Annotated in this window: 12 protein-coding genes and 8 tRNA genes; 6 read left to right on the top strand and 14 right to left on the bottom strand. The window is 50.9% G+C overall.

The genetic code is table 11. From position 1 onward, the window contains the following. Positions 1 to 44: 44 nt before the first annotated feature. A complete protein-coding gene (locus L2725_RS23285; protein ID WP_283164375.1) occupies positions 45 to 4,937 on the bottom strand; it encodes a S8 family serine peptidase in 4,893 nt (1,630 codons plus the stop codon). A gap of 303 nt (positions 4,938 to 5,240) precedes the next feature. Between L2725_RS23285 and L2725_RS19045 the strand changes: the two genes are divergently transcribed. Next, the gene (locus L2725_RS19045; RefSeq protein WP_249250403.1) at positions 5,241 to 6,170 is read left to right on the top strand and encodes a LysR family transcriptional regulator; all 930 of its coding nucleotides are present in this window, start codon (positions 5,241 to 5,243) and stop codon (positions 6,168 to 6,170) included. On the opposite strand, the gene L2725_RS19040 is transcribed toward L2725_RS19045, so the two are convergent. The 3 genes from L2725_RS19040 to L2725_RS19030 are packed head-to-tail and all read right to left on the bottom strand — an operon-like array spanning position 6,163 to position 8,137. Then, positions 6,163 to 7,101 (bottom strand): DUF4097 family beta strand repeat-containing protein, encoded by a 939-nt coding sequence (locus L2725_RS19040; protein WP_249250401.1) that lies wholly within the window; start codon positions 7,099 to 7,101, stop codon positions 6,163 to 6,165. The two genes, L2725_RS19045 and L2725_RS19040, sit on opposite strands and share 8 nt — an antisense overlap. Continuing rightward, positions 7,098 to 7,613, bottom strand: a complete 516-nt coding sequence (locus L2725_RS19035) for a hypothetical protein (RefSeq protein WP_249250399.1) — start codon at positions 7,611 to 7,613, stop codon at positions 7,098 to 7,100. Before L2725_RS19035 ends, L2725_RS19040 begins: the two co-directional genes overlap by 4 nt. After that, on the bottom strand, positions 7,610 to 8,137 hold the full coding sequence (locus L2725_RS19030) for an RNA polymerase sigma factor (protein WP_346429400.1): 528 nt from the start codon (positions 8,135 to 8,137) through the stop codon (positions 7,610 to 7,612). The genes L2725_RS19035 and L2725_RS19030 overlap by 4 nt, the downstream gene beginning before the upstream one ends. A 285-nt stretch (positions 8,138 to 8,422) precedes the next feature. On the opposite strand from L2725_RS19030, the gene L2725_RS19025 reads away from it, so the two are divergent. Further along, a complete protein-coding gene (locus tag L2725_RS19025) occupies positions 8,423 to 10,285 on the top strand; it encodes a methyl-accepting chemotaxis protein (RefSeq protein WP_115136991.1) in 1,863 nt (620 codons plus the stop codon). 135 nt (positions 10,286 to 10,420) lie between these two features. On the opposite strand, the gene L2725_RS19020 is transcribed toward L2725_RS19025, so the two are convergent. The 8 genes from L2725_RS19020 to L2725_RS18985 form a co-directional block, all read right to left on the bottom strand. Further along, positions 10,421 to 10,507: transfer RNA gene (locus L2725_RS19020), tRNA-Leu, on the bottom strand. A 58-nt stretch (positions 10,508 to 10,565) separates the two neighbouring features. After that, positions 10,566 to 10,641 (bottom strand) — tRNA-Phe (locus L2725_RS19015). Positions 10,642 to 10,714: 73 nt separating this feature from the next. After that, positions 10,715 to 10,801, bottom strand: a tRNA-Leu gene (locus L2725_RS19010). A 59-nt stretch (positions 10,802 to 10,860) separates the two neighbouring features. After that, a tRNA-Phe gene (locus L2725_RS19005) sits at positions 10,861 to 10,936 on the bottom strand. A gap of 55 nt (positions 10,937 to 10,991) precedes the next feature. Further along, positions 10,992 to 11,078, bottom strand: a tRNA-Leu gene (locus L2725_RS19000). Between the two features lie 33 nt (positions 11,079 to 11,111). Beyond that, positions 11,112 to 11,198 (bottom strand) — tRNA-Leu (locus L2725_RS18995). Positions 11,199 to 11,237: 39 nt separating this feature from the next. Further along, a tRNA-Leu gene (locus tag L2725_RS18990) sits at positions 11,238 to 11,324 on the bottom strand. A 58-nt stretch (positions 11,325 to 11,382) separates the two neighbouring features. Continuing rightward, positions 11,383 to 11,458, bottom strand: a tRNA-Phe gene (locus L2725_RS18985). A 250-nt stretch (positions 11,459 to 11,708) separates the two neighbouring features. Here L2725_RS18985 and L2725_RS18980 point away from each other — a divergent pair. Beyond that, a complete protein-coding gene (locus tag L2725_RS18980) occupies positions 11,709 to 13,898 on the top strand; it encodes an efflux RND transporter permease subunit (protein WP_249250398.1) in 2,190 nt (729 codons plus the stop codon). A gap of 40 nt (positions 13,899 to 13,938) precedes the next feature. Here L2725_RS18980 and L2725_RS18975 read toward each other — a convergent pair whose 3' ends face one another. Beyond that, entirely contained in the window at positions 13,939 to 14,700 is a 762-nt protein-coding gene (locus tag L2725_RS18975) for an outer membrane protein assembly factor BamD (protein WP_248937405.1), read from the bottom strand. Between the two features lie 125 nt (positions 14,701 to 14,825). Between L2725_RS18975 and rluD the strand changes: the two genes are divergently transcribed. The 3 genes from rluD to clpB all read left to right on the top strand — a co-directional run bounded on the left by rluD (position 14,826) and on the right by clpB (position 19,278). Then, positions 14,826 to 15,800 carry a 23S rRNA pseudouridine(1911/1915/1917) synthase RluD gene (rluD, locus tag L2725_RS18970; protein ID WP_115136988.1) on the top strand — a complete coding sequence of 325 codons (975 nt, stop codon included), beginning with the start codon at positions 14,826 to 14,828 and terminating at the stop codon, positions 15,798 to 15,800. Between the two features lie 2 nt (positions 15,801 to 15,802). Further along, positions 15,803 to 16,519: a peptidoglycan editing factor PgeF gene (gene pgeF, locus L2725_RS18965; RefSeq protein ID WP_249250397.1), complete on the top strand. Its 717-nt coding sequence runs from the start codon at positions 15,803 to 15,805 to the stop codon at positions 16,517 to 16,519. A gap of 185 nt (positions 16,520 to 16,704) precedes the next feature. Further along, positions 16,705 to 19,278, top strand: coding sequence for an ATP-dependent chaperone ClpB (gene clpB, locus L2725_RS18960; RefSeq protein ID WP_248937407.1), 2,574 nt, complete (start codon positions 16,705 to 16,707; stop codon positions 19,276 to 19,278). A gap of 90 nt (positions 19,279 to 19,368) precedes the next feature. Here clpB and L2725_RS18955 read toward each other — a convergent pair whose 3' ends face one another. Continuing rightward, positions 19,369 to 19,836 carry a DUF4124 domain-containing protein gene (locus L2725_RS18955; RefSeq protein WP_249250396.1) on the bottom strand — a complete coding sequence of 156 codons (468 nt, stop codon included), beginning with the start codon at positions 19,834 to 19,836 and terminating at the stop codon, positions 19,369 to 19,371. Positions 19,837 to 20,329: the final 493 nt, after the last annotated feature.

Genomic DNA, 20,329 nt, shown 5'->3' with positions numbered 1-20,329 from the left:
CCCAATGGAAGGCCTTTTACTTATGAGTCAACGCTCATGCGGGATCAGTGCAGTTTGCGGCGACGCAGACTTGCTATCAGACCCAGACCAATCAGGGACAGCCAGCCCAGGCTACCACCGTCGTCGTTCTGCGGTTCTGGTGTTGGCTCCGGCGTTGGTTCTGGCTGAGGCTCTACACCATCAGACACCACGTTCAGCATAAAGCTGGTGCTGACAGCGTCGTTAGGGAATGCCATATCATGGGCAGTTACCTTAACCATGGTTTCACCGTGCCAGTTCTCATCAGGCGTCAGAGTCACCATGCTGCCTTCAACCGTGGCAGAGATATTTTCAGCTTCCACCATAATGCCGTTAGCGGTGTTTTCACTGTCGCGCACCATCACTTCAAAGCTGATGCTGGCGTTCTCGTCCACACTCATGTCTTCCAGTGCTGCGATAGACAGGTTTGAAGGTACTTTCACCATGGACTTGGTGACAACGGCATTACTGCCGGTGTAGTCGCTGGTGACTTCGACATTCATATCCTGACCAACAGCCCTGGCGCTGACGCGGGCAGAGAAGTTCATGGTAATGGCTGATTGCTCAGGACCCTGATAGTTGGCACATACCACCAGACCTTCTTTCACTTTTTCGTCAACATCGTTGAACGCATAGCCATGGCCAATGTAGCCATAAGAAGGACCGAAGGTGCCACGTGGGCCGTGATAACCATGGGTACCGATAGAACCCAGATGCATCTTGTCGCCGGTCATCTTGTCATAGGCGAAGATAAACTCATGCTCACCGGGAGCGAAGTTCAGCTCGCTGGATGCCAGCAGCTCGAAGCTGTAGCGCGCATCCGGATCCGGCTCGAAGTTAATGCCCCAGGCAAATTCCTGGCTCATATTATCCCACTCGACAATCAGGTAACGGCCGTCAGTGGTAGATGCCAGAGAGACACCATCGTAAGCTTCGGTGTCCATGTTGAAGCCCGGCTGCATAAAGCCGTCGCCACGCCACAGAGGTGCAATCACTGTGTCAGGGAAGAACTGCCCATCCATTGGATAGTGCGCTGCCCAGAACAGCCACATGCTGTCCAGCTGAATAAAGCCGCCCGGAGAGATGGTCAGGATATCGCTTTCCATATAATCAGGGTGGTTGTTATACAGCGGGATACGGTCGATACCAAAGGCACTCAAGGGTACGCTCAGGGTTTCATTTGCGCGACCGGCAATTTGTGGGATGGGCTCGATGTAAGCTTCATCGTACAGATCCAGATAATACTCGTTAGAGCCAACCGGAATACGACAGGTCATATCATCGTCGCTGGTGGTATAGGTGTAAGCACGCTCAATGGCGTTACTGGCGGCCTGAACAGCAGACAGCGTCATGCTTTGACCATCAATGACCAGGCTATCAACAAGATCCTGATTGGCAGATACCGCAGTCACACTGTCTTCCAACAACTGCATACCTTCAGGCAGTTGCACCTGCAAGTTGACGTTACGCTCCAGCGCCAACAGGTTAGGCTCCATGGATACGGTGAACTCAACTATATCACCTTCAGCCGCCTGCTCTTTGGACGCGTCAACGGTAACATCATCACCGGCATGAACCAGATTCACCGCCATTTTGCCGATATTGCCTATATTGTCAGGGCTGTTACCCACTTCAACCAGGCCGTAGAATCTGTCGCCCTTTGCTGTTTCAGACAGCGCCCAGTCCATCTGCAACTGATAAGGATCCAGACCATTGGTGGTTTGTGGGCCAGTAACAGTCAGGTTGCTGCTGTCATCGGCTCCAATCAGCGCCAGGCTGGTCTTGATGCTGTCGACAGTGTCCTCTTCATCGCCGAATGGACGCTTGAAGTTACCTACCATTACCCAGTAACGGCCCGGCATAGGATCGTTAATGGCGCAATACTCCTGAATATCGGTAAAGGAGTAACAGATTGCCTCATCGTTCCACTGCACCATACCGTCTTCATTCAGGTCCATACCGATATCAAGGGAGCTGACTGCCGCCTTGTCTTCGCTGACCTGTTCCCAAACAATACGACGGGTACCTTCAGGCACATCGAAGAAGTGGATCTCGATACCAGGATTGTCCATCAGGGTTTCAGGTTCTTCGAAGCTGTAGTCCTGAGCACTGGCTGAGCTCAGCAGATGCTCTTTTTGCTCACCGGCCACCAGACCACTCACCTTAACGCTCAGATCGGCAATCTCTTTGGTCATCAGCTCAGGTGTCAGCATGGTTCCTGTATCGCGGTGGATCTGGCCACTGACAATCTTGGGCAGGGTGGAACCGGCAAAGCGTGCCATCACCGGCAGATGTTGCTCAGGCAAGCTGTCGCTGGCCGGAGTCAGATGTACCTTGCCAAAGACTTCATAGTTGGCAGAGCTGGCGTTTACAGACTCAACATCCAGTACCTTGGCGGTAACCATCAGAGTCTGGCTTTCACCGGCTTTCACACTGAAGTTCTTTGGATAGACATCCAGCTCAAGGAAAGGCGCACCTTCAGCTGTAATTGTCTCGGCAGATACAGTCCAGTCACCGTCTTCAGTGGCGGTAAAGGTACGCATCCAGGTACAGCTGCTTTCGCAGGCCGAGTTTGCCAGATAAGGCAGGTTCAGCGCGGTCACATCACCACCCTGATCCGGGTTGGCGGCACGGTAGTTGTCACCATTCTCATCCAATACCAGGCCAGCCTTTACCGCGCGGGCGACGTTGATAACACCACTGCCCATTTCATAGAAGGTAGACTCACGCAGGCTTTCATCCCACTCGCGGGTTTTACCCGGCAGAGCTGTCATCATCAGAGCAGATTGGATCATTGCTGGAGTCCACTCTGGGTGGGCCTGAGTCAGCAGGGCCAGAGCACCCGCTACATGAGGTCCCGACATGGAGGTACCACTGATAGCTGCATAGTCAGCTGGCGCTGAGTATTGACTGAATGGCATGTCATCAGCCCATGCGGCAAATACATCTACGCCCGGAGCTGACACATTGGGGGCCATTACATCCGGGTTAGTGGTGCTTGGGCCACGGGAGGAGAAGTCAGCCAGTACATCCGCTTCGCGCTCAGAAGCCTGGATCACAGAAGGAGTGATGCTTGCCTGTGCGCCTGGGGTAGTGGCTACCCAGTCCAGCAGGTCTTGACCCGAATACAGATCAATATGCAATCCCGGAATTGGGAATGGATTCATATTCAGCGAGTTACCGCCGGTACCATCATCCCATGAAACTGCGTTATACAGGATAACCGCGCCAGCGCCACCTGCGGCAACATTGGTGCCTTTGGCGACACGGGCGATGTCGCCACGCTTACAGATAACAATATCGTCGGCGTCAAAGGTGCCCGGTTCAAATGGCTCAAGACACAGTTCATCACCAAAGTCTGCAGCATCAACCAGGGTGCCGGTAAAGCTACCGGTGACACCATGCCCTTCAATGCCCATAGGGGCATCGGTTCCCACGAGATCCAGAGAACCTTTGATTGGGTCAATTAGACGACCATGGGTAGATGCCGCTACCGAGGTCAGCCATGGAGAAACATGGTCGATCAGTGATGGACCATAGCGTCCCCAGTTACCGGCAGAGGCCGCTACTGAGATACCGGCTTCGCGGGCTGACAGGAAGGCCATTTCAATGGCGTCATACCATGGCAGGCTTTCAATACCACCGATGGAGAAATTGATAACGTCAACACCATCTTTAATGGCATCTTCGATAGCAGCTACCAGCACATCACCCGGACAGCCGCCGTAAGAGTCACCATAGCTGCCGTCGCCGGGGTAACACACTTGATACGCGATGACGTTGGCACGTGGAGCAACACCTGAAACTTCAGGGAATACCAGTTCTGTATCGAAACCGTCTCCTGTCTCTACCGGCTCAGGGATCTGGAATGCGACGTCATACAGCATATTACCTGCGACGGTACCGGCTGTGTGGGAGCCGTGGCCATTGTAATCTTCACCATTTGGCGGACGCTTGTAATCCAGGTCCCATGGAGATGCATCTGGCTGGAATGCGGGGTCTTTATAGGTATCAGTAATTGTGTCATAGGAGCGAATACCGATAAGTTTATCGTTACAAAGCTCAGGTGACTCGACGCAATCACCGACATAGTTACCTTCGCCCATAGGGTTCACGTGCTCATAGCCGTCACCGGATACCGCAGCGAAAGAGGGGTGGTCTGAGTTAATACCTGTATCGATAATACCGGCAACAATACCTTCACCGCGGACAGGTACGTTGGCTGGAACGCCCTGGCCAGTCCACAACTTATCAGCGCCAATATGGGCCGGACCCACATCAGTAAACAGCTTATAGTTCTTGGAGCGGGTTACTGCAGTGACTCCGGGCATCTTGGCAACCTGTGCCGCTTGCTCTTGAGTCAGCTCCATGGTGACGCCGTTCAGCGCGATATTGAAGCGGCGCTTGATCTCGGCATTGGGCGCCAATGTTTTGATATTGGCAACAGCCTTGTCCTGACGCTGGGTCAGGTAGGTCTGATATGAACTGAGTTCAGGCTGCTTAATATCCAGCTTTCCATAGCGTTGACCGCTGCCCATAGCCGGGGCAAAAGTACGTGGCGAAGTTGCTGCCAATCCGGGCAGGTCGCCACGGTACAGTGCAGCAGGAGCATCTTCAAACTGGATGATATAGGTTTGTGGACCCTGAATATCCTGTTCCCAATCAAATGGAGCGCGGTTAAGTGCGCTGCCCTGAGCTGCACGGTGAACGTTTACTCCGATCTGACCGGGCTTTCCGGGTACGGTTTGCGTAGGGTGTGACTTACTTTCCCGATTGCTGACCATCATATCTTCGGTCAGTTTGACAGGCCGTATCTCACTGTTGCCCTGATGAGTGTTCACCTGTGTATTCAGTGTCGCACCCAATCCAGTGGTATACAGAGCGGCCAGTGTCATCAGACTGATTTTCTTCAGTTTCATGTGACTCTTCCGTGTTTTGATTTGTTATTTTTCCGGCAACCATAGACTCGGGTTGCTGTTTGATTCTGTTGCAGTTTTGCAACATGAATCCAATGCATTCGGCTTGGTTTAATAATGCATAAAAGCTATTAATGAGCCGGGGTGGGCACCCGTGGCTATCGAGGAGTGGGTTTGAGGGGGCAAAGCGATGCAGTTTGTGCATGCTTGATACAAATTGTCACGGCTAAACTATTGTTTGGAATAAGTTATTACATAAATATAACATTTCTTCGAAAGGGATTATGAAAGGCAGGTAACCAGCGGATGGAATTAAGACACCTGAAACACTTTATGGTGTTGGCCAGGGTGAGGCACTTCAACCGGGCAGCGACCGAACTGAACCTGGCACAGCCTTCATTGTCCAGAAGCATTCAAAAGCTTGAGAGCTTGCTTGGGGTTAAATTGCTGGACCGTAATGCCAAAACGGTAAAGTTGACCGCTTATGGTGAGTTGGTGCAAAGCCATGGAGAGAAAATTCTATTGAGTGTGGATTGTCTCAAGGAGGAGTTGGACGCCATGAAAGGGTTGAATACCGGCGAGTTGGTGGTGGGAGCCAGTCCCATTCCAGCGACCAGCATTCTCGGTCCTGTTATTGGTGAATTTGTTCGGCGCCATCCTCTTATCGGAGTCGATTTGAAAGTAGACAGTTGGCAGCCCTTGTATAACTCTTTAATTAAAGGTCAGTTATCTCTTTTTATTGCGGAAACAAAAGGTACAGGCCTGGACAAGTGTGATGATGTTGATCTGTTGCCACTTCCGGAGTTCAGTGCTGTGTTCTGTTGTCGCGCCGGCCATCCTTTGCTGGGTAAGCCAGGTCCATTGACCATGTCTGATTTACGCTGCTATCCGCTGGCTATTCCCCGCAACCTTCCCGCCAGCATGTTCGAGATTTTCGGTGATCTGTTCAGTAAGGAAAGGGCGGATTTTGCCGGCCTGGTCAGATTCGACCAATTTCAACCTATCAAGGCGTCATTGCAAAACTGCGATATGTTGGCGATTACACCTGAGATAGCTATCAGAGACGAGTTGGCTGAACATGAGCTTATCTCTCTGAATCCGCTGGATATGCCTGAGTTGAAAGCTCACTTTAGTGTGGTGACTCTCAAAGGCCAGACTCAGGCTCCGGGCGCTTCTGAGTTTTTAACCTGCCTGATGCCAAGAGGGGCAAGCAGGCAGGTTGGTCTACTTAATTGATTGCCAGCTTACCGCTGATAGTATTTATCACTACAGTACCGCCACCTGAGCCGCTGGTGAATTGAAGGCTTTGCTGGCGGGTGTATTTGGCTTTGTTTGGCTTATCGTCAGTCAGTTGATTGTCGATACGACCACCCGGTCCGCCGTTGATACGGAACCTGGCATTGGGAGCAGAGTCGAAGTTGATACTGATATCGCCACTAACACTATCCAGTTTGGCTTGCTCCAGTATTCCTGAGGTGTTGATATCTACGTCGCCACTGACGCTGTTGACCATAAGCTGAGTCAGTTGTGGCGCTTTCAGTTCCACTTCCCCTGACACGGTCTCCAGCTTAATGCCGGTGGCATTGGTGTTGACCTCTATTTCGCCACTGACAGTGGACAGTCCCAGCTTACGCTCGCCGCCGTTGACCTTAATCTCTCCGGAGATAGTGGACAGGTCCATTGCACTGTCTATCTCTGTCGCTTCGATATCGCCAGAAATTGTAGTGAGGCTGGCGCCACCACCGATTTTGGATACTGTGACATCACCGCTGACATTCTGCATGGATACCAACCCGCCAATTTCGGTAATTCTGTAATCGCTGGAAACTCCTTCTGCTTCAATATGAGAGTCAGAAGGAAGCATGATGGTCAGCTTAGAGCCCTGGCCTTTACCCTTGTAACTTTGGGGCATGGTATCTTCGATAGTGACTTGCTCTCCAGACACGGTAAAAACAAGGCCTTCACTCAGGTCATCCAGGGTGCCCTTTACCTGGATCTCAGATCTGTCCCAGGACTTTATATTCACATCGCCCCGCTGAACTTTAATGCTGACATTGGATTTACCGGAAACGTCGCGGCTTTCGTCCACTGTCTCTGCGGCGATTGCCCATCCTGAGCCGAGCAGGGTAAGGCTCAGCAATATGGTATTCGTCATTAATCGGGTCATATTTGTGCTCCTTGTGGTTGGCTGGACACCTGTTGGCTATCCAGCTGAAGTTCGATTTCCTGGCGATGCAGCCATAGCCACATCTCCCATAAAGATTGGTTATCCGGTGCTTTGAGCAGCTCCTGATATACTTGCTGTTCTGCGCCTTTCAGTTGTTCTGCACCCATTTCAATCGCTTGCTGCGCCTGACTGGGTTGCAACTTGACCGGGCGAAACGCTTGCTGCAGCTGACTGAGCTGATCTTTGTGCTGCTGGCGGGTAGACTCGACCAAAGTTATCAGGGCCGGGTCGACACTCTGGCTCATTGGGCCTGTTAACTGCCAGCCAAACATCAGACAAGCCAATAACAGTGCTGCTATGGCCAGTGCCGGGCGATAACTGCGCTTACCAGTCGTCTGGTTTTTTTCCTGGTGGATACGCGCCTGAATCCCCGGCCAGAGGTCACGCTCCGGTGCTATCTGTTCTCTGGCTGTGTTCAACAGTTGCTCGAGCTGTTTATCCTGGTCACTCATACCAACATCTCCTTCAGCAGTTGTCTGGCTCTGTGGTACTGAGCCTTGCTGGTCCCAGATGCAATCTGCATCAGCTCTGCTATCTCTTCATGTCTGTAACCTTCCAGTGCGTGCAGGACAAATACCTGACGGGCGCGCTGTGGCAGTTTGAGCAACATTTTGTCCAGGCCCTGATATTGGTGACCATGTACCTCGATATCTGTCTCGCCCGGCAAAAACCTGTGCCAAAACCTCTGATGACGCCGCAGCGAATAGAGACATTGATTCACGCACACCCTGTGCATCCATGTAGCGAACTCTGAGTGGCCGTCAAACTGGTGCAACTGCTGCCAAAGGTGAACAAAACAGTCCTGGGTTAACTCTTCAGCCAGCGGTATATCCGCAGCCAGCCGCAGCGCCAGGGTATAAACCCGGTTTCGATATTTCAGATACAACTGATGGAATGCCTGCTGGTCTCCCGCTCTGGCTTGTTCAATCCAGAAGGCTTGATGTTGATCTGTTTCCGGTATCGATTTCAGTGCCACTGGATGAGAGTTTCCTTTTCCGGTTTATCTGGTCGCTTACTGTTTAGATGCTGTTAAAGACATAAAAGGTTTAAAGTCTGATTAAAAAAACATCGGTTGAACTAAATAAAGTTGGCTGGCAAACGATAAAGAGTGTGTGAAGTTGACATTTTTATGACAGTTGTCGCACTTTTGTAGCGAGTTTAATAAGTTGCGCACACTGGGGGTTAGTATCACAAATGTATAACAAGGTTGCGAGTTAGGCAGGATGTCGCCATCTGAATAATAAAAACAACAGGAAATAATATGTTGATTCGTCGTAAATTGATGCTGAATGCATTATTGGGATTGGGCACAGTTGTGCTGATCTTTGTACTGCAGCTGCAGGCCCAATCCACTCAGGAAGAGCTGGATACGGCAGTAAAGCATATAGTAGAACTGGAGCGGGATTTGCTCCGTTTGAGAAAAGACGAGAAGGATTTCTTCACACGGCTTGATGACAAGTACACCGCCCGCCATCAGAAAGACAGGGAGCACCTGGCTACTACCGTGGCAAGCTTAAGCCACATTTACGCCGGATTTAATGTCTCCCAGCAGTTACTGGATGAGTTTATGAATGTCAGCCGACAATACACTCAATCTTTCGACATTGCAGCTCAACTTCAAATTGAAATCGGTATGACGCCCAAGAGTGGGCTTTATGGTGAGCTGAGACAGGCAGTGCATAATGTAGAGTCTAAGTTGAAACAGGAGCAGCAGGATGCTCTGACAGTGCTGATGTTGCAGCTCAGACGCAACGAGAAAGACTTTATGTTGCGCCGCGACGTCAAGTATCTGGATCGCTTTAATAATAATATCGAGCTGTTTTCCCAGCGTCTCAAGGTCAGCGGTGTATCGTCAGAGACTCAGAGGGAAATCAGCAGTTTGATGCAGGTCTACCAGAATGACTTCAGGGCGTTAGTGGAGAGAGAGCAGCAACTGGGGCTTGGTGACGGTGACGGTTTGAAAGGTCAGTTGAGTCAGTTGAGTGCACAGATGGACAAACTGTTTGTTGCCTTGAATGAGAAAACCCTTGCAGTCTATGAGGCAGAGACCTCCCGTAATACTATGATATCTCTTGGCGTATTTGCCTGCTTAGCCGCCGTGCTTGCGGTATTTACGGTAGCGATTATCCGCAGCATAGTGAATCCGGTAGAGCAGATCACTGCACTGATCACTCGGGTTGAAACCGAAAGGGATTTGACCCTTCGTTGTGATACTTCCCGTCAGGATGAACTTGGCCAGATAGCGCTGCACTTCAATAATATGCTGGAAAACTTTCAGGCGCTTATCAGGCAGGTCAACGACTCTGTCACTCAGGTCAATGACTCCTGCCTGTCTCTGTCTGAGACTGCACGCAAATCTTCTGATGGAATTACCAGCCAACTGAACGAAACCGATATGGTGGCAACTGCTATCACGGAAATGGGGGCGACCATAGAAGAGATTGCCAACAGTACCGAGCTGGCAGCAGGCAAAGCCGCCAAGACTCATGAAAACGCGCAGCAGGGTCAACACGCTGTGCAGCATACCATAACCATGATCCAGACCTTGGCAGATAAACTGGATGACAGTGGGGACGTGGTTTCCGAGCTTGCCAAAGATGGAGAGACAATAGGTCAGGTTTTGGATGTAATCCGTGGGATTGCAGATCAAACCAACCTGCTGGCATTGAATGCAGCCATCGAAGCCGCACGCGCCGGCGAGCAGGGAAGGGGGTTTGCTGTGGTGGCCGATGAAGTGCGTTCACTGGCGATGCGGACCCAGGAGTCCACTAATGAGATTGCCACTATTATTGATAACCTGCAGACCCGCACTCAAACAGTAGTGTCCATGATGCAAACCAGCCAGCGCCAGGGCAATGACAGCGTAGCTCAGGCTGCAGCGGCAGGGGATGCTCTGGAGCAAATCAATCAGGACATCAGTAATATCATGGACATGAGTACTCAAATTGCTGCCGCAATTGAACAGCAGAGTATGGTGGCCAACGAGGTGAACAAGAATGTTCTGGTGATCCGGGATGTGGCCGAGAGCTCCTCGAAGGCGGCAATCGTTAACGCCAAAGACAGTGCAACTCTGGAAGATAAGGCAGCTGAGCTGCTGGCCTCTGTCAGCAGGTTTAAGGCTTAGCCTGCAGCACTTTCCTGAACCCGAACAGGGCCGGTTATCCGGTCCTTTTTATTTGGTGTAAAAGCTATTTCAGCCAGAGAGAGAACGACAGATACAAAAAAGCCTCGCAGAGCGAGGCTTTTTTGTATCTCAATGTGGTACAGGTGAGAAGACTTGAACTTCCACGCCCGTGAGGGCACCAGCACCTGAAGCTGGCGTGTCTACCAATTCCACCACACCTGCATTGAACTTTTTAAAACTCTTTACCCTTGGTAGCAGACTTTTCAGCCGAAGTAAAGAGTGGTGCCCGAACCCGGAATCGAACCAGGGACACGCGGATTTTCAATCCGCTGCTCTACCAACTGAGCTATTCGGGCAAAACTTTTTGATAAACCTGATGTTTATCTCTTTGCTGTGTACCAACAATCAGCTCACAACAAAGCCTGTATTTGGTACAGGTGAGAAGACTTGAACTTCCACGCCCGTGAGGGCACCAGCACCTGAAGCTGGCGTGTCTACCAATTCCACCACACCTGCATTGAGAACAGTAAACTCTTTACCTTTGGTAGCAGACATCAAGATGTCAGAGTAAAGAGTGGTGCCCGAACCCGGAATCGAACCAGGGACACGCGGATTTTCAATCCGCTGCTCTACCAACTGAGCTATTCGGGCTTTAACGGTTTTATTTTCCGCTAAAAAAACCTCGACGTTATCGAGGTCTTAAAATTGGTACAGGTGAGAAGACTTGAACTTCCACGCCCGTAAGGGCACTAGCACCTGAAGCTAGCGTGTCTACCAATTCCACCACACCTGCATAGAATTTGTTGTTAATCGAATCGTCAGAAATTGGTACAGGTGAGAAGACTTGAACTTCCACGCCCGTGAGGGCACCAGCACCTGAAGCTGGCGTGTCTACCAATTCCACCACACCTGCACTGACGACCTGTGTGATCAACAACTATTTAAACAAGATTGGTACAGGTGAGAAGACTTGAACTTCCACGCCCGTGAGGGCACCAGCACCTGAAGCTGGCGTGTCTACCAATTCCACCACACCTGCACTGTACTATCTTGCTTAAGCTCTTTAATTTAGCCTGTTCAGCACCAAAGTTAAAGAGTGGTGCCCGAACCCGGAATCGAACCAGGGACACGCGGATTTTCAATCCGCTGCTCTACCAACTGAGCTATTCGGGCGACGGCGTGCATTAAAAAGCTTTTGCGGATTTGAGTCAACACTTTTCTTTGGGAAAAACCAAAAACCTGTGTGTTTGCATAAGATTTGCCCGCAAGCGCTGATAATGCTGAGTTTTTGCAGTAAAAGCGTTAGCCTGTTGTGACGTAAAGCGCGAAAAATCACCTGCTTGCACCATGGCTGGGAGTATTGATGATAAAACCGGCGAGAGCAGGCCAAACAGGGCTGGTCGCTATAGGGTAAGTAAACAGGATGATTCAGGGAGAAGCATCGGACTGTATGTATGGATATTTGATTAAGTTGTGGCGACATCCACTGGGTATTGTCCTGTTTTGGTTGGCGCTGGCCGCCACTGTCTCTCCTTTAGTCTGGCAACTGAATATCAATACCCGTTACGACGCGTACTTTGCGCCTGATGATCTGCGATATGAGTTGAGTCGGGAGTTGACTGATAGCTTCAATCGCCCCGATACCCTGTGGTTGATTATCAAAGGCCCGGAAGACTGGCAGTGGCAACATCAGCAAAGTCAGCTTGAGCAGATCAACAATATCCTGACTGACAACTCCGAGGTTTTGTCTGTAGCTGGCTATTTAGAGCTTATCCATGGTTCCGGACACAGGGATAGGCTGCTTTCATACAAAGCTCACCCCAGAGAAAGCCTGGTGATTTCCAAAGATGGCAGAATCGTGCTGCTTGAAATGGAGTTTGAGCAGTCCGCTTTATCTCCCGAGTTGTTTGGTCAATTGATAGAGCAGTTGCAATGGCAATTGACAGCGTTGGTTGATGGTCAGCGGCTTGAGCTGTTCTTCTATGGACCTTTGGCTCTGAACTGGCAGTATGCCGAAGTATTCAGCAGTGACCTTGCCTGGTTTATGCCTTCTCTGATGTTGTTAACCGCAATCTTGCTGGGTTGGTACGTCAGGTCATTACCCTGGCTGCTCGGTATTGGCAGCAGTGCTTTGCTCAGCCTTTGGTTAACTCTGGGCATTGCCGGATGGTTGGCTTTGCCTCTGACGGCAATCAGTGGTGTGATTCCGGTGATTTTGGTGGTGCTGTCGCTGGCGTCGGGTATTCATCTGTTTACCGGTTGGCGCAGGCTTTCTAATTTGGGGCTGGATTGCATGGAGGCCCGGCGCAGAAGTATAGAGGAGCACTTGCCGCCACTGTTTTGGGGGGCGCTCACGACCTGTTGTGGTTTTTTGCTGCTGACTTTCAGTCCTTCACCACCCATAAAAGCCTTCGGCATTCTGGTGGCATTCGCGGTGGCGATCAATCTACTACTGCATCTCACCTGGTTGATGGTGATTGTGGGGCTTGGCAGGCGCAAGGGCCACAGCCGGGACAATAATCCAAAAGAGGCGCGACGACTGGAATGCTCATCCAGATTGGCCATTAAAGCCTTGCAGCGTCCGCTGCCGGGTTTGAGTTTGGCTCTGCTGGCCTGTGTATTTGGCGGAATCGGCGTGGCTCAACTTGTGTTTAAAGATGACCCGCTGGGGTATTTCTCAGCTGATAACCCTTTGCGCCAGGGGGCAGAGGTGACGGCCAAAACGTTTTATGCCGCTAATTATCAAACCTTCCTATATACACACCCAAATGGCGCGCTGGATCCTGAAGCAGTCAGATTTGTTAATCGCTTTTCCCGCTTTTTGAAGCAGCAGCCTGAAGTGGTGAGAGTCGATACTCTGATTGACTGGTTCAGAGCTGCAGGGTTGGGGCGTTCAGCCCTTGAGCAGGTATTTAAGGCTACACCGCCATCAGAGCTTGGACTGGGAAAGGAGGTCACAGATGATTTGCAACGTCAGTTGCTGCAGGTGTACTTACGGCCAACAGATACCGCCAGCATGTTGGCACTGGAGCAGAGAATCAACAGCTGGCTGGCGCAGCAGCAATATCCCGGTGAATTGTCCCCTGCGCTCGGGCCCCAAAGCCTTTACGCTCATTTGAGTGAGGACAATGCCATTAATATGTTGCTGTCGTTTTTGGTGGCATTGGTGATGCTGAGTCTGCTGCTTTACTGGTTGAGAGGGTCAATACGTCTGGCGCTGCTGGGGTTGATGGCCAACCTGCTGCCGTTGATATGGGTGTTTGGTTACTGGGGGATGACGGGGGGAGGCCTCAGCCTGGGGAGCACCATGGTAATAGGTATGATCCTGGGTATTATTGTCGATGATACCCTGCATCTGCTGTTACGGCTGGATGCCAAAGCAGCGCAGCACCCCTTTATATTGAGAAGGCAGTTAATCAGGATCACTCCGGCAATTTCTCTGACCAGTCTGGTGTTGGTCGCCGGGTTTATGCTGGGAATGTTGTCAGATTTCGGCCCCATACTTGAGTTAAGTCTGCTGTCAGCCTTGATTATCGGCTCAGCCTGGTTTTTTGACCTCTTGGTATTGCCCAGCCTTTGGCGGCATTGCTTCCCAAAACAAAACGCCCCATAAAAGGGGCGTTTATAAGGGCAACTTAAAAGGCTATCGACTGTTAGTTAGCGACCAGTTTATTTCCCGGGAAGTTAACTTTGAGCACCTGCAAAACATGCTCTCTAAGCTTTTCCTGTCCGAGTTCTCCGTAGGCTTCAGCCATAATTTCCAACGCGCGCTCGGTTGAAGGAGTACCCGGGTAGGTTTCCATCACAGATTGAGCGCGAACAGCTGCAGCACTCCAGGCGTTCATCTTCAGGTAGTACTCAGCCACATCGATGGAGTAGCGAGCCAGACGATCTTTCAGCCACTGCATACGCTTTTGCGAATCGGCAGCATATTTGCTGTTTGGGTACATCTTGATCAGGCGTTCAAAATCTTTGAAGGCCTGCATCGCGTGCTTGGGATCTCTGTCAGTGCGGTCGATACCCAGCATATCGTGGAACATATAGCTGTCTGACTGCATGTTCACCAGTCCACGCATATAGTAGACATAGTCTATATCAGGGTGGGTTGGGTTCAGACGAATGAAACGGTCAATATTGGCAATGCCGGAAGCCGGATCATTCAGCTTATAATAGGCATAGATCATATCCAGCTGGACCTGAGTTTTGTGAGGTCCAAAGGGATAGCGGGAATCCAGAGCTTCCAGGGTGCGGACTGCTTTGGAAAAATTTCCCAGTTCCATTGAGGTACGGGCCTGGGTATAGAGGGCCTCAGGTGACTGTTTGGACAGGGATTCATCCAGCTCGTTGTTACTGCTACAGGCTGAAATCGCAAGGGATATCAAGGCAACGGCAGCGCACTTGGCAAATCTAGACATAGGAGAATTCAATTCTTTTATAAGTTGTAGTTAAGAATTTTTCCATTTCACGATAAAATAGAAACAATCCGATTGTAACAGATAGCACTTTCTTATTGGACCCCAAATCCGGGGAACGGTTCCTTATGGCTCAAGAGATTAATCTAAAAAGCGAGATTTCAGCAACTCAAACAGGGCTGAGATTGGATCAGGCATTGGCAGAGTTGTTCCCTGACTACTCGCGCACACGCATCAAGGAATGGATCGTATCCGGTGCAGTATATGTTGATGGGGTCAAGGTAGATAAGCCCCGAGAAAAAGTACTCGAATCCCAGCAGGTAGAGATTGAGGCGACCCTTCCAGAGGAAGTGCACGCCGAAGCTCAGGCCATAGATCTGGATATCGTTTACGAAGATGACCACATTCTGGTGATCAACAAGCAGGCCGGTCTGGTGGTTCATCCGGGCGCAGGCAATACAGATGGCACTCTGATGAATGCTCTGTTGCACCACTGCCCGGAAATTGAACTGGTACCCCGTGCCGGTATTGTTCACCGTCTGGATAAAGACACCACAGGTTTGATGGTGGTGGCAAAAACAGTAGAAGCACAGACTCATCTGGTCGCTGCGTTGCAGGCCCGCGAGATCACCCGTGAATATGAGGCGATCTGTATCGGTACCATGACAGCTGGCGGTACCGTTGATGAGCCTATTGGTCGTCATGCCACCAAGCGTACCCATATGGCGGTGATCCATAATGGTCGTCCTTCTGTGACCCACTACCGTGTGGCAGAGAAGTTCCGCGCCCATACCCGTCTGCGTTTGCGCCTGGAAACCGGTCGTACTCACCAGATCCGTGTGCACATGGCCCATATTGGCCACGTACTGGTAGGTGATCCAGTTTATGGTGGTCGTCCTCGTCCGCCCAAGGCTGCCAGCGCCGAGTTCACCGAGGTGCTGAGAAACTTCAAGCGTCAGGCGCTGCACGCTGTACGTCTTGAGTTGGTGCACCCGGTTGATATGGAAATCATGAGCTTCCAGGCACCGGTTCCTGCAGATATGGTTGAACTGACCAAAGCACTGCGTAAAGACACAGAAGAACATCCGATGGAGTACATCTAAGGGTGTTTGGCTGGGCGGTACCCGATAACATAGGTTTTGCTGTCTCCACCCGTGAGGGGGGAGTCAGTCTGCCACCTTTCGACAGCTTGAATCTGGGGGATCATGTCAATGACGACCCACAAGCTGTTACCGAAAATCGTCGTCGGGTGCAGTCCATGTTCGCCATGCCTTCTCAGCCGGTTTGGTTGGAGCAGGTTCATGGTACAGATGTGGTTTCCCTTCCTCTTGATGGTTCCAATCAGGCTGATGCCAGTTACACCAATACACCCGGTCAGGTGTGTGCGGTCATGACGGCTGATTGTCTGCCTGTTCTGCTGTGCGACCGCCATGGTACTGAAGTCGCTGCCGTTCATGCCGGTTGGCGTGGATTATGTAACGGCGTGATTGAAGCCACCCTGGCAAAGTTTAAGGCTCGCCCTGAAGATATTCTGGCGTTTACCGGCCCGGCCATTGGTCCAGCTGCTTTCGAGGTTGGTGGCGAAGTCCGCGATGCTTTTATGGCTGTTGACGAAGCGGCTCAACAGGCTTTTGTGGCTGTTTTGCCCGGCAAGTTCCTCGGCAATCTGGAAATGTTGGCTCGTCAAAGACTGGAGTCGGCAGGAGTCTCTGAAATCCTGTGTGCCGGTGAGTGTACCTATACCCAGGACCATAAATATTTTTCTTTCCGCAAAACCGCAACCACAGGACGTTTTGCCTCTTTTATCTGGCTTAAGGCCTGACCCTTCCCTTGAAAATCCGGATTCAGACTCCATCTTTTTGTTAGAAGACGGTGCAGACGAATCTGCCGGTGTATATTTATCTATTTGATTAAATTTTCTTTTTATACACTGGATATATGCTGGATTAAAAAGCAGCCGATACCTGCCCCGTTGGTGACTATATTTGGCTTTCCTCAGGAGGTTTTATGCGACTCGATCGTATGACCAATAAATTCCAGATCGCCATTTCAGATGCCCAATCCCTGGCGTTAGGCCGGGATCACCAGTTCATTGAACCCGTGCACCTGATGATGGCGTTGCTCAATCAAGATGGTGGCTCCATCCATCCCCTGCTGACTCAAGCGGGGATCCGTGTCAGCAATCTGCGTTCTTTGCTCAGTCAGGAGCTGGAGCGTCTGCCACAGGTAGACGGTACCGGTGGTGACGTACAGCTTTCCCAGGCACTGATCCGTTTGCTGAATTTGTGCGATAAGCTCGCCCAAAAACGTAAAGACAAATATATCTCCAGCGAATTGTTCGTCCTCGCAGCGCTGGAAGGCAATGACACCCTGGCTCGTATTCTTAAGGAGTCGGGTGCCACCAAAGAGTTAATGGAGAAAACCATAGAAGCGATTCGTGGTGGCCAGAAGGTGGATGATCCCAATGCAGAGGATCAGCGCCAGGCATTAAAAAAATACACAGTGGATCTGACCGAGCGTGCTGAACAGGGCAAGCTGGATCCTGTTATTGGCCGTGATGACGAAATACGCCGCACTGTTCAGGTGCTGCAGCGCCGCAGTAAAAATAATCCTGTGCTGATTGGTGAGCCGGGTGTGGGTAAGACAGCCATTGTTGAAGGTCTGGCCCAGCGTATTGTTAACGGTGAAGTGCCTGAAGGTATCAAGAACAAGCGGGTGCTGTCGCTGGATCTCGGGGCGCTGGTTGCCGGTGCCAAATACCGTGGTGAGTTTGAAGAGCGTCTCAAGGCTGTGCTCAACGAACTGGCTCAGGAAGAGGGACAGGTGATCCTGTTTATCGACGAGCTGCACACCATGGTCGGCGCCGGTAAGAGTGACGGCGCCATGGATGCGGGCAATATGTTAAAGCCGGCATTGGCCCGTGGTGAGCTGCACTGCGTCGGTGCCACTACCCTGGATGAATACCGGCAATATATAGAGAAAGATGCCGCCCTTGAGCGCCGCTTCCAGAAAGTTCTGGTGGAAGAGCCCAATGTGGAAGATACCATCGCTATTCTCCGAGGCCTGAAAGAGCGCTATGAGTTGCACCACCATGTGGAGATCACCGACCCGGCCATTGTTGCTGCGGCGAGCATGTCTCACAGGTATATCTCTGACAGAAAACTGCCAGATAAAGCTATCGACCTGATTGACGAAGCCGCCTCCAGTATTCGTATGCAGATTGATTCCAAGCCTGAACAGCTGGATCGTCTGGAGCGTCGTGCTATCCAGCTTAAGCTGGAAGAGCAGGCGTTGGTGAAAGAAAATGATGAAGCCAGTCGCAAACGTTTGGCGACACTGCGGGAAGATCTGAAAGAGATTGAAGCCAAGGCAAATGAGTTGAATGAGATCTGGTATACAGAGAAAGCTGCACTGGCAGGGACTCAACAGATCAAGGCTGATCTTGAGCAGGCGCGTATGGATATGGAAGTGGCACGCCGTGCCGGTGACCTGACCCGCATGTCTGAGCTTCAGTATGGTCGTATTCCAGAGCTGGAAAAGCAGCTTGATCTGGCGTCTCAGGCCGAAATGCAGGACATGACCCTGCTGCGCAATAAGGTCACAGATGTGGAGATTGCCGAAGTGCTTTCCAAGGCGACGGGGATCCCGGTTGCCAAGATGCTGGAAGGTGAGCGTGAAAAACTGTTGCAGATGGAAACTGCTTTGCATGAGCGGGTGATAGGTCAGAATGAAGCGGTTGACGCTGTGGCCAATGCCATTCGCCGCAGCCGTGCCGGTTTGGCCGACCCTAATCGTCCGATTGGCTCCTTCCTGTTCCTTGGCCCCACCGGGGTGGGTAAGACAGAGTTGTGTAAAACCCTGGCGAAATTCCTGTTCGACAGTGAATCGGCGCTGGTTCGTATCGACATGTCTGAATTTATGGAGAAACACTCGGTGTCCCGTTTGGTCGGTGCACCTCCTGGATATGTGGGTTATGAGGAAGGGGGATACCTGACTGAAGCTGTGCGTCGCAAACCTTACTCAGTAATTCTGTTGGATGAGGTTGAGAAGGCGCACCCGGATGTATTCAATATTCTGCTGCAAGTATTGGATGACGGTCGTCTGACCGATGGGCAGGGCAGAACTGTGGATTTCCGCAATGCAGTGGTGATTATGACATCCAACCTCGGCTCTGATGTGATTCAGGAGAGGTTTGGGAGTTTCTCCTATGAGGATATGAAGACTGAGGTGATGGATGTAGTGAATAAGTACTTCCGCCCTGAGTTCCTGAACCGCATAGACGAAACTGTGGTGTTCCATCCTCTGGATGCCGAGAACATTAAACGCATCGCTGATATTCAGATTGGCTCTTTGCGCACGCGATTGGCTGAGAAAGAGTTCGACTTGCAGGTGTCTGACGAGGCGTTGGCTATTATTGCTCAGGCTGGGTTCGATCCGGTATTTGGAGCCCGTCCCCTGAAGCGGGCACTGCAACAGGAGATAGAGAACCCACTGGCTCAGCGCCTGCTTAAAGGAGAGCTGGTACCGGGTAAGGCAATTAAGGTTGAAGTGGAAGGTAATGCTCTAACTTTTACCCAGTAATAGATTACCCAGGTCTATCAGTAGAAAGGGCGTCCACGGACGCCCTTTCTTATATGTACTTACTTGTTGTTGTGCCTTGGCTCGGATGGCTCACTCTTCACAAAAGAGTTTGACTCTTTCCTGGCTCTCTTTAATCGCGGCCTGCTTCTGCTCTTGTGTCATAGTCACCATTTCACCGTTACTTTCATCCTTACGGGTCACCTGAGCATGGGTGAGCAGTACATTCAGGGTGTGTTTGGCATTGTCACAAATACTTTTGGCCTGCTCTGCATTCTGCGCTTTTATCTCATCGGCCTGTTTGGTTAAATCGTCTTCGGTAGCTGGTTTGGCTTTTGCCACGGCTCTGACCGGAGATACAGTTCCTATTCGCTTGGGTTCAAGATCCTGATGGTTCAATCGGGTAACTTCATACTCACCTTCGGGGGGGAGTTGACTGTAGTGTTTTGTACCGTTTTCATCTACCCAGGTGTAAATGATGTCGTTGGCATTGGTTGTTGTTGAAAGCAACATCCCAGCAATCATTATCTGCAGTGCCACCAGTTTCAAAAGCGTTGTCATTGCCATTCCTTGCATTTTCAGCTTTGTTCTTATTCGCCTTGGCGGTTATTCAATCAACTTTATCAATGTTAACGATAAATACAATCCAGTCTGCTCCAAAAACAGCCACCACCTATTGGTTTCTGAGCTAATTATAACCGCAATGCCTAAATTGCAGGCGCTTGGTAAAGTGTTGCTATAAAAGCGCTTGCGCAAACGAATTTGCTCCCTATAATGCGCCCTCACTGACACGGCACACAGCGACAAACGGCGCGGTTTAAAGGTCAGGTCGGCAAGAGCCGAAGAGATGGAAAAGCAGTGTTGAAAACGACATTTGGTCACAAATTAACCGCTTGAAAATCTTCTTCAAAAAAGCGCTTGACGAAAGAGGTTTGAAGCGTAAAATACGCAGCCTCTTCGGAACGAAACGAACTTCCGAAACGCTCTTTAACAATTAGACAGACAAGCAAATCTGTGTGGACATTCACAGTAGTTGATGAGGTCGACAAAGACT

The organism is Shewanella corallii (assembly GCF_023349125.1).
Taxonomy (GTDB): Bacteria; Pseudomonadota; Gammaproteobacteria; order Enterobacterales; family Shewanellaceae; genus Shewanella; species Shewanella corallii.
This window is presented reverse-complemented; position numbering and strand designations above follow the sequence as displayed.

What these genes read in the sequence shown, in the direction of transcription:
- L2725_RS18975 (WP_248937405.1), bottom strand. Translation starts at nt 14,700, where the DNA reads ATGTCTAGATTTGCCAAGTGCGCTGCCGTTGCCTTGATATCCCTTGCG.
- clpB (WP_248937407.1), top strand. Translation starts at nt 16,705, where the DNA reads ATGCGACTCGATCGTATGACCAATAAATTCCAGATCGCCATTTCAGAT.
- L2725_RS19040 (WP_249250401.1), bottom strand. Translation starts at nt 7,101, where the DNA reads ATGACCCGATTAATGACGAATACCATATTGCTGAGCCTTACCCTGCTC.
- L2725_RS19035 (WP_249250399.1), bottom strand. Translation starts at nt 7,613, where the DNA reads ATGAGTGACCAGGATAAACAGCTCGAGCAACTGTTGAACACAGCCAGA.
- L2725_RS23285 (WP_283164375.1), bottom strand. Translation starts at nt 4,937, where the DNA reads ATGAAACTGAAGAAAATCAGTCTGATGACACTGGCCGCTCTGTATACC.
- L2725_RS19025 (WP_115136991.1), top strand. Translation starts at nt 8,423, where the DNA reads ATGTTGATTCGTCGTAAATTGATGCTGAATGCATTATTGGGATTGGGC.
- rluD (WP_115136988.1), top strand. Translation starts at nt 14,826, where the DNA reads ATGGCTCAAGAGATTAATCTAAAAAGCGAGATTTCAGCAACTCAAACA.
- L2725_RS18980 (WP_249250398.1), top strand. Translation starts at nt 11,709, where the DNA reads ATGATTCAGGGAGAAGCATCGGACTGTATGTATGGATATTTGATTAAG.
- L2725_RS19045 (WP_249250403.1), top strand. Translation starts at nt 5,241, where the DNA reads ATGGAATTAAGACACCTGAAACACTTTATGGTGTTGGCCAGGGTGAGG.
- L2725_RS18955 (WP_249250396.1), bottom strand. Translation starts at nt 19,836, where the DNA reads ATGACAACGCTTTTGAAACTGGTGGCACTGCAGATAATGATTGCTGGG.